Annotated in this window: 14 protein-coding genes; 10 read left to right on the forward strand and 4 right to left on the reverse strand. The window is 66.9% G+C overall.

Annotated elements, in window-relative coordinates:
- The first annotated feature begins 33 nt into the window (after window positions 1-33).
- The 4 genes from JOF57_RS29720 to JOF57_RS29735 all read left to right on the forward strand — a co-directional run bounded on the left by JOF57_RS29720 (window position 34) and on the right by JOF57_RS29735 (window position 3,536).
- Entirely contained in the window at window positions 34-588 is a 555-nt protein-coding gene (locus JOF57_RS29720; RefSeq protein ID WP_209923049.1) for a TetR/AcrR family transcriptional regulator, read from the forward strand.
- A gap of 10 nt (window positions 589-598) precedes the next feature.
- Complete coding sequence (locus tag JOF57_RS29725; protein ID WP_209923051.1) at window positions 599-1,087, forward strand: glutathione peroxidase; 489 nt, start codon at window positions 599-601, stop codon at window positions 1,085-1,087.
- A gap of 79 nt (window positions 1,088-1,166) precedes the next feature.
- Complete coding sequence (locus JOF57_RS29730) at window positions 1,167-1,871, forward strand: DUF2334 domain-containing protein (RefSeq protein WP_209923053.1); 705 nt, start codon at window positions 1,167-1,169, stop codon at window positions 1,869-1,871.
- 21 nt (window positions 1,872-1,892) lie between these two features.
- On the forward strand, window positions 1,893-3,536 hold the full coding sequence (locus JOF57_RS29735; protein ID WP_209923055.1) for an FAD-binding dehydrogenase: 1,644 nt from the start codon (window positions 1,893-1,895) through the stop codon (window positions 3,534-3,536).
- Window positions 3,537-3,542: 6 nt separating this feature from the next.
- On the opposite strand, the gene JOF57_RS29740 is transcribed toward JOF57_RS29735, so the two are convergent.
- Window positions 3,543-4,181, reverse strand: coding sequence for an MBL fold metallo-hydrolase (locus tag JOF57_RS29740; protein ID WP_209923057.1), 639 nt, complete (start codon window positions 4,179-4,181; stop codon window positions 3,543-3,545).
- 46 nt (window positions 4,182-4,227) lie between these two features.
- On the opposite strand from JOF57_RS29740, the gene JOF57_RS29745 reads away from it, so the two are divergent.
- Genes JOF57_RS29745 through purQ form a run of 3 tightly spaced genes read left to right on the forward strand, consistent with a single transcriptional unit; the run spans window position 4,228 to window position 5,784 of the window.
- The gene (locus JOF57_RS29745; protein WP_209923836.1) at window positions 4,228-4,863 is read left to right on the forward strand and encodes an ATPase; all 636 of its coding nucleotides are present in this window, start codon (window positions 4,228-4,230) and stop codon (window positions 4,861-4,863) included.
- Between the two features lie 10 nt (window positions 4,864-4,873).
- Window positions 4,874-5,113, forward strand: coding sequence for a phosphoribosylformylglycinamidine synthase subunit PurS (gene purS / locus JOF57_RS29750; protein WP_163667488.1), 240 nt, complete (start codon window positions 4,874-4,876; stop codon window positions 5,111-5,113).
- Window positions 5,110-5,784 (forward strand): phosphoribosylformylglycinamidine synthase subunit PurQ, encoded by a 675-nt coding sequence (gene purQ, locus JOF57_RS29755; protein WP_019346115.1) that lies wholly within the window; start codon window positions 5,110-5,112, stop codon window positions 5,782-5,784. Before purS ends, purQ begins: the two co-directional genes overlap by 4 nt.
- 30 nt (window positions 5,785-5,814) lie before the next feature.
- Here the strand turns inward: purQ and JOF57_RS29760 are convergent, their stop codons facing one another.
- Both JOF57_RS29760 and JOF57_RS29765 read right to left on the reverse strand, forming a co-directional pair.
- Window positions 5,815-6,612 carry a family 1 encapsulin nanocompartment shell protein gene (locus tag JOF57_RS29760; protein ID WP_209923059.1) on the reverse strand — a complete coding sequence of 266 codons (798 nt, stop codon included), beginning with the start codon at window positions 6,610-6,612 and terminating at the stop codon, window positions 5,815-5,817.
- On the reverse strand, window positions 6,609-7,619 hold the full coding sequence (locus tag JOF57_RS29765; RefSeq protein WP_209923061.1) for a Dyp-type peroxidase: 1,011 nt from the start codon (window positions 7,617-7,619) through the stop codon (window positions 6,609-6,611). The genes JOF57_RS29760 and JOF57_RS29765 overlap by 4 nt, the downstream gene beginning before the upstream one ends.
- Window positions 7,620-7,669: 50 nt before the next feature.
- On the opposite strand from JOF57_RS29765, the gene JOF57_RS29770 reads away from it, so the two are divergent.
- Window positions 7,670-8,935 (forward strand): M18 family aminopeptidase, encoded by a 1,266-nt coding sequence (locus JOF57_RS29770; protein ID WP_209923063.1) that lies wholly within the window; start codon window positions 7,670-7,672, stop codon window positions 8,933-8,935.
- A 76-nt stretch (window positions 8,936-9,011) separates the two neighbouring features.
- On the opposite strand, the gene JOF57_RS29775 is transcribed toward JOF57_RS29770, so the two are convergent.
- Window positions 9,012-9,587, reverse strand: coding sequence for an LGFP repeat-containing protein (locus JOF57_RS29775; RefSeq protein WP_209923065.1), 576 nt, complete (start codon window positions 9,585-9,587; stop codon window positions 9,012-9,014).
- Window positions 9,588-9,774: 187 nt separating this feature from the next.
- Here JOF57_RS29775 and JOF57_RS29780 point away from each other — a divergent pair, with 187 nt between their 5' ends.
- Together JOF57_RS29780 and JOF57_RS29785 are read left to right on the forward strand one after the other, a co-directional pair.
- Window positions 9,775-10,122: a VOC family protein gene (locus JOF57_RS29780; protein WP_209923067.1), complete on the forward strand. Its 348-nt coding sequence runs from the start codon at window positions 9,775-9,777 to the stop codon at window positions 10,120-10,122.
- Window positions 10,123-10,200: 78 nt separating this feature from the next.
- Window positions 10,201-10,701: a hypothetical protein gene (locus tag JOF57_RS29785; RefSeq protein ID WP_209923070.1), complete on the forward strand. Its 501-nt coding sequence runs from the start codon at window positions 10,201-10,203 to the stop codon at window positions 10,699-10,701.
- Window positions 10,702-10,799: the final 98 nt, after the last annotated feature.

A 10,799-nucleotide genomic window follows, 5' to 3' on the forward strand; every position in this document is an offset into this window, starting at 1 on the left:
CGCTGTCAAGATATAGGGATTAGGATGGCCCGCATGGGCTATCACCATGGCGACCTCAAGACCGCGATCCTCGCGCAGGCCGCCACCCTGGTGGCCGAACGCGGCGCCGACGGCATCTCGCTACGCGAACTCGCGCGGGCCGCAGGCGTCTCGCACGCCGCCCCCGCGCACCACTTCACCGATCGACGCGGGTTGTTCACCGCCCTGGCCACCGAAGGGTTTCAGCTGCTGGCCGCAGCCCTGACGGAGGCCAGGCCACAGTTCATCGAGGCAGCCAAGGCCTATGTGCGCTTCGCCCTCGCCCATCCCGGCCACTACGAGGTGATGTTCGACAAGTCGCTCTACGACGACACCGATGCCGAACTGGTGGCCGCCGCGTCGGCCGCCGGAGCCGAACTGAACCGCGGGGTTGCCACCCTGGCCGACCCCAAGGCCGCCGCCGACCCGGAAGGTGCCGCCCTGGCCGCATGGTCCCTGGTGCACGGCTTCTCGATGTTGTGGCTCAACGACGCGATCGACACCGCGGGCGATCCGATCGCCAAGGTGGAAGGGCTGGCCGCGATCCTGTTCGACGCCGAGGTCCGGTAGCTTTGCGCACATGAGCCTCAACGAGATTCCGCTGACCACTCTCGATGGCACGCCGACGACGTTGGCCGAGTTGGCAACCGGCGCAGCGCTGGTGGTCAACGTGGCGTCCAAGTGTGGGTTGACGCCGCAGTACAGCGCGCTGGAGAAGCTCGCCCAGGATTACGCTGCGCGCGGGCTGACCGTCATCGGGGTGCCCTGCAACCAGTTCATGGGCCAGGAGCCGGGCAGCGCCGAAGAGATCCAGACGTTCTGCTCGTCCACCTATGGCGTGACGTTCCCGTTGCTGGCCAAGACCGATGTCAACGGCACCGACCGCCACCCGCTCTACTCCGAGCTGACCCAAGCCGCCGACGCCGCCGGGGACGCCGGGGACATCCAGTGGAACTTCGAGAAGTTTCTGCTCGCCCCGGGCGGAACGGTGGCCCACCGGTTCCGCCCCCGCACCGAGCCGGATGCACCCGAGGTGATCGCGGCGATCGAAGCGGTCCTGCCGGCCTGACCGAAGGGCTAGCCCAATGGACACTCGGCGTCAGAGTGTTCGACACCGTCCCGAAATGTGACGTTGCCACACTGGCAGCGTGACCGGACAACTCATCGTCTCGATCTCGCAGCTCAGCGATCGCACGCTGGCCGATGTCGAGTCGTTCTGCGCCGAGCTCGATACCCGCGGCGTTCCCGCCTCGATGATGGTGGCGCCGCGGCTCAAAGGCGGCTACCGGTTGGACCGCGATGCCGACACGGTGGAATGGCTGGCCCGGCGACGCAGCGGCGGTGACGCCATCGTGCTCCACGGCTACGACGAGGCCGCGACCAAGAAGCGTCGCGGCGAGTTCGCTTCGTTGCCCGCCCATGAGGCCAACCTGCGGTTGATGGGTGCCGACCGGGTGCTCGAACACCTGGGCCTGCGTACCCGATTGTTTGCCGCACCCGGCTGGACCATTTCGCAGGGCACCGTGACCGCATTGCCGCGCAACGGCTTTCGACTGTTCGCCGACCTCAACGGCATCACCGACCTGGTTCGACAGACCACGACGAGAGCGCGGGTCGTGGGTATCGGCGAAGGATTTTTGTCCGAGCCGTGGTGGTGCCGGACCGTGGTGCTCGCCGCTGAGCGCACTGCGCGGCGCGAAGGCACGGTGCGGGTCGCCGTTGCTGCGCGGCACCTGCGCAAGCCCGGCCCGCGCCAGGCGATGCTCGACGCGATCGACCTGGCTTTGCTGCACCGATGCGTGCCCACCGTTTACCGGTGGCGAGGATCTTCGGTACTGACCGAGGCCGCCTGACAAGGGCTAGTGTTGCGTCTCATGGCAGACGCCGATGTCATTGTCGTGGGGGCGGGTCTGGCCGGATTGGTCGCCGCATGTGAGCTCGCCGATCGGGGCCTCCGTGTCCTGATCGTCGATCAGGAGAACGCGGAGAACCTGGGCGGTCAGGCATTCTGGTCGTTCGGTGGCCTGTTCTTCGTCGACAGCCCCGAACAACGCCGGCTCGGCATCCGCGACAGCCAGGAGCTGGCGCTGCAGGACTGGCTGGGCACCGCCGGTTTCGACCGACCCGAGGATCACTGGCCCCGGGAGTGGGCGCACGCTTACGTCGACTTCGCCGCCGGGGAGAAACGCAGTTGGTTGCGGGCCCGGGGGCTGCAGACCTTCCCGTTGGTCGGGTGGGCCGAGCGGGGTGGCTACGGGGCGCTGGGGCACGGCAACTCGGTGCCGCGTTTCCACATCACCTGGGGGACCGGCCCGGCGATCGTCGATGTCTTCGCCCGCCGGTTGGTCGACGAACCCCGGGTGCGATTCGCCCACCGGCACCGCGTCGATGAACTCGTCATCTCCGACGGCGCCGTCGTCGGCGTCCGGGGTTCGGTGCTGGAACCCTCCGACGCGCCTCGCGGGGCACCGTCAACGCGAAACATCATCGGAGAGTTCGAGTTCCGCGCATCGGCCGTGATCGTGGCCAGCGGTGGCATCGGTGGCAATCACGATCTGGTGCGCAAGAACTGGCCGGCCCGCATGGGCCGGGTGCCCGAGCAACTGCTCAGCGGGGTACCCGCGCACGTCGACGGACGCATGATCGGCATCGCCGAGACCGCCGGCGGCCACGTCATCAACAGCGACCGGATGTGGCACTACACCGAAGGCATCACCAACTACGATCCGATCTGGCCCGACCACGGGATCCGCATCCTGCCCGGGCCGTCATCATTGTGGTTGGACGCCAACGGAAAACGACTTCCCGGACCGCTGTACCCCGGCTTCGACACGCTCGGCACGCTCGAACACATCTGCCGTACCGGGCAGGACTACACCTGGTTCATCCTCGACGCGCGGATCATCGCCAAGGAGTTCGCGCTGTCCGGCCAGGAGCAGAACCCCGACCTCACCTCCCGCAGCGTGCGTGACATTCTGGCCCGGGTGAAACCCGGCGCCCCGGCCCCGGTGCAGGCATTCGTCGATCGTGGCGTCGACTTCGTCAGCGCGCGTTCGCTTCGCGAGTTGGTGGCCGCGATGAACGACGTGCCCGACGTGCTGGAACTCGACTACGCCACGGTGGCCGCCGAGGTCACCGCACGGGACCGCGAGGTCGTCAACAGATTCACCAAAGACGGACAGGTGACCGCGATCCGAGCGGCCCGCAGTTACCTCGGTGACCGGTTCACCCGCGTCGTCGCCCCGCATCCGCTCACCGACCCCAAGGCCGGTCCGATGATCGCCGTCAAACTGCACATTCTGACCCGAAAGTCCTTGGGCGGTTTGGAAACCGACCTGGATTCCCGGGTGCTCAAGGAAGACGGCACCGCGTTCGCCGGCCTGTACGCGGCGGGTGAGGCGGCCGGATTCGGCGGTGGCGGGGTGCACGGCTACCGATCCCTGGAAGGCACGTTCCTGGGCGGCTGCATCTTCTCCGGTCGGGCCGCCGGGCGAGGTGCGGCCGGCGACATCGCCTGACCTGACTCAGAATTGCGTGCCGTTTTCCTCGGTCAGCACCTGGAAGTCGGTCTTCGTCATCTCGGAGAGACGTCCGTAATAGATGCCCCGCGCATTCGGCTCGATGATTCCCTGATGGATCGGCACCGCCCGGGTCGGGGCGACCGCGCGCAGGAAGTCAACGGCCTCCGAGATTTTCATCCACGGGGCGGCCGCCGGGGTGGCCAGCACATCGACCGGTTCGCCGGGGACGAACAGCGCGTCCCCCGGATGCATGAGCCGGGCCGGATGCTCGTCGTCGCCCAGCAGGTACGAAATGTTGTCGATCACCGGGATTTCGGGATGGATCACCGCATGCCGGCCACCGGTCCCGCGCACATTCAGCGAACCGACCCGGAACGCATCCCCGGGATGCACCGCCTGCCACGGCTCGCCCAGCTGGGCGGCGGTCTGCGGATCGGCGTACAGCGCCGCCTGCGGGTTGGCCTCGATGAGCGCCGGCAGCCGGGCGACATCGGCGTGGTCCGGGTGCTGGTGGGTGATCAGGATCGCCGACAAGCCGGTGATGCCTTCGAAACCGTGCGAGAAGGTGCCCGGGTCGAACAGCACCGTGGTGTCCGAAATGTCGGCCAGTAGGCACGAATGTCCGAAATGCGTGAGTTGCATCCCTATATTGTGACGCTCGGTGAGGCTATGGCGGGTGATCGTGGCGATGTCGATCGTGCTCTGCGGGCTGGCCGCAGCGCCACCTTCGGCTTGGTCGGAGCCCAGCGCCGACTGCCCGCCGCTGTGTGACCGCATTCCGGATTCGGCGTGGGTGGACACCTCGAAACTCCCGCTGGACCGCGAGTACAACTGGCCCGGACTGGCCGGCCTGGCCGTGACAGCCGTGGCACCGCGCTTCCGCGTCGAGGAGGAATGTGGGTCGCCGCTCGTGCCCGGTGACCCGCGCGGCTACGCCGTCGCGGCACGGTCTGAGGTCTCCCACCGCGACGGGCACTGGCAACTGCGCGTCCAGGTGATCCATTGGCGCGGCGAGACATGGCAGGGCGGTCAGACCGCGCTCGCGGTGGTACAGGGGGCGGGCGGTGCGCTGCGCGCCTGTCCGGGGGTCGGGACATCGGTCACCACCGACCGGCCCGGGCAGCTGGTGGCGGCGATGAACTTCGGCAACACCAGGGTGCTGCACCAGTATCTGTTCGCCGACCCGAACAACAGCACCGTGGTGGAGCTGGCCATGTGGTCGAGCACGCCGAAGCAGGTTCCATGGCCGGCGCCATCCGATCGCCAGGTGCTCGATGCGCTGGCCGACCCACTGTGCACGGCCTACATAGGGTCGTGCCGGTAGAGTGTGCGCCGTGGCAAAGGTGGTTGTGCACGTCATGCCGAAGGCGGAGATCCTCGACCCTCAGGGGCAGGCGATCGTCGGGGCACTTGGTCGGCTCGGACATGGTGGTATCGCGGACGTCCGGCAAGGTAAGCGTTTCGAGCTCGAAGTCGACGACTCCGTAGCCGACGAAACCCTGGCCGAGATCGCGGAGTCTCTGCTGGCCAACACGGTTATCGAGGACTTTTCCGTGAGCCGGGAGGGCTCGTGAGCACCCGTGTCGGGGTGATCACCTTTCCCGGGACGCTCGACGACGTCGACGCGGCCCGAGCGGTACGTCTGGCCGGGGCCGAGGCGGTCAGTCTCTGGCACGCCGACGCCGACCTGAAGGGTGTCGACGCGGTCGTCGTGCCCGGCGGCTTCTCCTACGGTGACTACCTGCGCTGCGGGGCGATCGCGAAGTTCGCCCCCGTCATGGGTTCGGTCGTGGAAGCCGCGGGCAAGGGCATGCCGGTCCTCGGCATCTGCAACGGCTTCCAGGTGCTGTGCGAGGCCGGGCTCCTGCCGGGTGCGCTGACCCGCAACGCCGGCCTGCATTTCATCTGCCGCGACGTGTGGCTGGAGGTCGCCTCCAACACCACCGCGTGGACGACGCGGTACGACGCCGGTGCCGATCTGCTCATCCCGCTGAAGTCGGGCGAGGGTCGGTACGTCGCCTCCGAGGCCGTGCTCGACGAACTCGAGGGCGAGGACCGGGTGGTCTTCCGTTACCGCGAGAACCTCAACGGTTCGATGCGCGGCATCGCCGGAGTGTGCTCGGAAAACCGTCGCGTCGTCGGCCTGATGCCGCACCCCGAACATGCCACCGAGGCATTGACCGGACCGTCCGACGACGGGCTCGGGTTGTTCTACTCCGCGCTGGACGCGGTTCTCTCGGTTTGAGTCCCGCCTCACCGCGAGCGGGCACAGGGACTATGCGGTGAGGGCGACGGACGCCTCGGCGGTGTAGGCGAGGAACGTCAGGGTCTCCTGCAGGTACAGCTGCACGCTCTCGGCGTCGTGGGACAGGTAGCCGATCGAGACATCGGTGCCGAGATGTAGATCGAAATCCCCACCTCGGGTGGACAATACGAACGCGCCGTCGATCGCCGGCGCCCAGATGATCTCACCGTCGACCAGCCGGCTCAGGTGCTCGCGGATCGGGTAGCCGTGCGCGGTGGTCTCACTGACCTTGGTGTAGGTGGCTGCCGACAGCAGCACGGAGTACGGCCCGTCGACACCGGCCAGCCGCAGCTCCGAGAGGGCCTGGGCGATCACGTCGGGAATCTCGCGGGCATCGTCGGGCAGCGCCAGTGCCGGGTTGGAGCTCGACGCGCGGATGCCCTCGATCGAGGCCGCCGGGTAGCCCTCGAAGATCGCGCGGTCCTCGACGAACGCCAGCTTCCTGGCGGCTTCCTTGACCGGATCCCAGTCGGAGTCCTGGGCGCCGCGCTCGACATCGTCAATTGCGGTGCGCGACACCGTGAAAGGTACGCGCAGACGCACCAGCTGCCTGGAGTCGCGCAGGTGGGCGACCACGCCTTCCCCGGGCGACTTCACGTCGAGCAGATGGCCCGTGCTGACCGCCGCGGTGACCGGGCCGCCGGGTTCGCTGACATCGACGACACGCCGGCCGGCGATGTGGCGCTTGAAGGTCCGGCTGGCCTCGAGCTCGATCTCGGCCCAGGCGGACGCGGTGATCGGGGCCAGCTCGCGGTACAGGTTGTTCATTGCAAGATTCCTTTCAAGCTGCCGATCGCAAGGGAGGTGTCTTTCTCGGGTTCCGCCGGTTCCGCGACCGAAACCGGAAGGGGCGGTGGATCGTCGAGAAAGTCGATGGTGGGAACGAAGAACATGGCGCCGGTCACCGCGGTGGAGAAATCCAGGATGCGGTCGGTGTTCCCGGGTGGATCGCCGATGAACATGTTGGTCAGCATGCGTTCGGTGATGGCCGGGTCGGCACAGTATCCGATGTAGTACGTGCCGAATTCGCCACCGCCGAGTTCACCGAACGGCATGTTGCGCCGCACGATCTTCAGTTCGTTGCCGTCTTCGTCGGTGATGACGTTCAGCGCGACGTGGGAGTTGGAAGGTTTGACGTCGTCGGGCATTTCGATGTCGTCGAGCTTGGTTCGCCCGATCACGCGCTGCTGTTCCTCCACCGTCAACGAGCGCCAGTCCGTCATGGCGTGCACGTATTTCTGGATGTGCACATAACTGGCGCCGGTGAAATCAGGGTCCTCGGCTCCGATCTGAACGGCGGACGCCGCCGTAGACCCGTTGGGGTTCTCGGTGCCGTCGACGAAACCGAGGAGGTCCCGGTTGTCGAAGTACTGGAACCCGTGCACCTCGTCGACGACCGTGACGGCACTGCCGAACTCCTGCAGCATGCGGTCGGCCAATTCGAAACACACATCCATGGAATCCGCGCGGATGTGCAACAACACGTCGCCCGGGGTGGACGGCGCCTGATGCCGGCCGCCGTCGAGGGCGATGAACGGATGCAGATTCGCCGGACGCGGGCCGGTGAACAAACGATCCCAGGCCGTCGAACCGATCCCGGCCACCAGCGACAGCTCCTTGGTGGTATCGCGGAACCAGATCGAGCGGACGATGCCCGAAATGTCGGGGAGCACGTCGTGAACGGCTTGCTCACCGTCGTCGTCGATCGTCAGTACCAGAAAGATGGCGGCCCGCGTCAGAAGGTTCAGCACCGGCTGCGGGATCGGATCGGCCACAAACTGACCCTACCGACACCTGCGGCCGCTTCGCCGGTCAAGATGAAAAGATGCCAGCTAGCGCTCAGGGCCTGTGCGAGTTCATCGACGCGTCGCCGTCTCCGTTCCACGTGTGCGCCACCGCCGCGCAACGGTTGCGCGACGCGGGATTCATCGAACTGGCCGAAACCGACAGCTGGCCGGGCTCACAGGGAAAGTTCTTCACGGTGCGCGCGGGTTCGCTGATGGCCTGGGATACCGAGGACGCCGATCCGGCTGCGCCGTTCCGGGTCGTCGGCGGTCACACCGACAGCCCCAATCTCCGCGTCAAACAGCACCCGGACCGCGTCGTCGCGGGCTGGCAGGTGGTCGCCCTGGCGCCGTACGGCGGGGCCTGGCTGAACTCCTGGCTCGACCGCGACCTGGGGATCAGCGGTCGGCTGTCGGTACGCCGCGGCAACGCGATCGAACACGTGCTGGTGCGGATCGATGATCCGATCCTGCGCGTGCCGCAGTTGGCCATCCACCTGTCCGAGGATCGCAAGGGCGTCAGCCCCGACCCCCAGCGCCACGTCAACGCGGTGTGGGGCCTGGGGGAGTCTCCGCGCCCGTTCCTCCGCTTCGTGGCCGAGCGGGCCGGGGTCCAACCGGATGAGCTGCTCGGTTTTGATCTGATGACGCATGACCTGACACCGTCGGCGATCACCGGAGCCGAGGGCGAGTTCGTCAGCGCGCCGCGGCTGGACAACCAGGCCACCTGCTACGCCGGGCTGGAGGCGTTCCTGGCCGCAGACGCCGGAACCCACGTGCCGGTGCTGGCGCTGTTCGACCACGAGGAGGTCGGCTCGACATCGGATCACGGTGCCCAGTCCGAGCTGCTCCCAACCGTGCTGGAACGCATCGTGCTCGCCGCGGGCGGTGATCGGGAGACCTTCCTGCGTCGGTCGGCCGGATCGGTGGTCGCGTCGGGGGACATGGCGCATGCGACGCACCCGAATTACCCGGACCGCCACGAACCGGGACATCAGATCGCGGTCAACGCCGGGCCCGTGCTGAAGGTGCAGCCCAACCTGCGCTACGCCACCGACGGGCGGACCGCGGCGGCGTTCGCGTTGGCCTGCGAACAGGCCGGGGTGCCGCTGCAACGCTATGAGCACCGCGCCGACCTGCCGTGCGGATCCACCATCGGACCCATGACTTCGGCGCGGACCGGAATTCCGACCGTCGACGTGGGCGCGGCCCAGCTGGCCATGCACTCGGCGCGCGAGTTCATGGGTGCCAAGGATGTGGCGGCCTACTCCGCCGCGCTGCAGGCGTTCCTGGCGCCGCGGCACTGAGCCGCAGCGGCCGGTAAGACGAAGGCCGGGCCATTCCCGCGGGAATGGCCCGGCCTCATCAGCCTGATCAGTCGGCTCAGTGCTTGGTGACGGTGACCTCATCGGTCGTCGGGTTCCACGTCACGATGCCGTGCTCGAACGTGGTCTGCTTGTTGCCGTCTGCGTTGACGGTCTCATCGCTTGTCGGATAGCCCAGCTCGCCCTGCGAGCCGCCCAGCTCGTTCCACTTGTCGCGAATCTTGCCCCAGACAACGTAGGACTTGGTGGAGTGGATGATGACGCCGCCGGCGAACTGCTGGTAGACGCCGCCGTCCTCATTCTTCTGCTGCTCGCCGGTCGGCGCGCCCAAGGAGGTCTTGGCCGCCTCGTCGAGAGTGTTGTACTTCGCCAGGATGGGGCCGGAAACGGCGAACTCCTTGCCGTCGGCACCCTTCATCGTGGTTTTCTCAGTCGAGGCTCCCTCCTGTGGAGCCTCACCTGCGGTGGTGGTGTCGGGAGCGGCGACGGACGCTGACACCGACGAGACCACCGAACTCGCCGAACTGGCCGCGCCCTCGCCGGCATCCTTGGCTGCTTGGCAGCCCGAGCCGATGAGGGCAAATCCGAGGATCGCAGCGGTGACGGAGACAGTTCGTTTCGTTGCTGTGTGCATGGCTTTCCTTTCGGAGTTGACTGGCCGCGGGCCAGGCCGCAGCCGACGCGATGGTATCGAGCCTGCCCCGCCGTGTGGTGCACTTTGCTGGACTCGGGCGAATTCGGCCGTCAACCTATCGGCTCCACGTCGGATCACGGTGCCCGGTCGGGGATTCCTGTCACCGGCCTGATCTAGGGTCGGCGCCATGACGCTCTCGGTGGAAATGATCACGTTCGACTGCGCGGACCCCGACACGCTCGCCGACTGGTGGGCGCAGGCGGTCAGTGGTTCGGTAAATGCCTATGCCCCAGGTGAATTCGTGCTCGTACAGCGGGATGGAGGCCCCAACCTGGGCTTCCAGCGGGTACCCGACCCGACGCCCGGGAAGAACCGGGTGCACCTCGACTTCCACACTGCGGACATGGAGGCCGAGGTGAGCCGACTGGTGGGCCTGGGTGCCACCGAAACCGGCAGGCACAACTTCGGCGAAGAGTTCAACTGGGTCGTGCTCACCGACCCGGCGGGCAACGCGTTCTGTATCGCGGGCGGATAGCGCCGAACCTGGTTGGTTTGACCGGGTACGCACTATCATTCGGCCCAGTTGGTCTATGACTCGTTGGAGGAGGCCGGCATGGAGCAAGAGGAGCCACCGGACAACAGGACTCTTCTCATGGTGATCGCGGTTTTCTGTGCCATCACTGCCGCCGGGACCATCTTTGGTCTCGCAGTTTGGGCCTATTCATGGTTCCAGACGTCGAAACTCATGGATGCGATGCGTGATTCGGCAGCTGATGACATGAGCCTTGGCGCCGGTCGTTGGTCAGGGTCCTTCGAGTATCCGGACGGTCAATCGGTCGAGATGAGTTTCCGAGTCGACTCGTCGGACCCGGTGTCGGGTTCCATGACGTTCGAGAATCCAACGGGTGGCGTTTCGTGCGTGGTTTCCGTTCGGCAGGAGGCCGGTAATTCCTCGAAGTTGACGGTGGCAACCAGAGCGACTCAAGGCCCGGACAGCTGTGCCGACGCCGGTCGATGGGAGATCACGGTGGGATCGTCAGGGATGACAGGCGACCTTGTCTGGTCTTCGTCAGACGGCCTCATCGGTTCGCAACTGAAATTGGAGCTTCAGTAATGGCCTCCGCGTTCTGCATGCCGGCTTCCAGCGTGCCGAACGGTGTGGCGGAGCACACAGCGACCCAGGCGCGGAGTGGGCGGACCAGCGGCTGCCCG

Origin of the sequence: Mycolicibacterium lutetiense, assembly GCF_017876775.1 — a bacterium.
Classification (GTDB): Bacteria; Actinomycetota; Actinomycetes; order Mycobacteriales; family Mycobacteriaceae; genus Mycobacterium; species Mycobacterium lutetiense.

Bases quoted from the DNA above. Each gene is read 5' to 3' on its own strand.
- JOF57_RS29720 (WP_209923049.1), top strand. From the start codon at position 34: ATGGGCTATCACCATGGCGACCTCAAGACCGCGATCCTCGCGCAGGCC.
- JOF57_RS29725 (WP_209923051.1), top strand. From the start codon at position 599: ATGAGCCTCAACGAGATTCCGCTGACCACTCTCGATGGCACGCCGACG.
- JOF57_RS29735 (WP_209923055.1), top strand. From the start codon at position 1,893: ATGGCAGACGCCGATGTCATTGTCGTGGGGGCGGGTCTGGCCGGATTG.
- JOF57_RS29740 (WP_209923057.1), bottom strand. From the start codon at position 4,181: ATGCAACTCACGCATTTCGGACATTCGTGCCTACTGGCCGACATTTCG.
- JOF57_RS29745 (WP_209923836.1), top strand. From the start codon at position 4,228: ATGTCGATCGTGCTCTGCGGGCTGGCCGCAGCGCCACCTTCGGCTTGG.
- JOF57_RS29760 (WP_209923059.1), bottom strand. From the start codon at position 6,612: ATGAACAACCTGTACCGCGAGCTGGCCCCGATCACCGCGTCCGCCTGG.
- JOF57_RS29770 (WP_209923063.1), top strand. From the start codon at position 7,670: ATGCCAGCTAGCGCTCAGGGCCTGTGCGAGTTCATCGACGCGTCGCCG.
- JOF57_RS29775 (WP_209923065.1), bottom strand. From the start codon at position 9,587: ATGCACACAGCAACGAAACGAACTGTCTCCGTCACCGCTGCGATCCTC.
- JOF57_RS29780 (WP_209923067.1), top strand. From the start codon at position 9,775: ATGACGCTCTCGGTGGAAATGATCACGTTCGACTGCGCGGACCCCGAC.
- JOF57_RS29785 (WP_209923070.1), top strand. From the start codon at position 10,201: ATGGAGCAAGAGGAGCCACCGGACAACAGGACTCTTCTCATGGTGATC.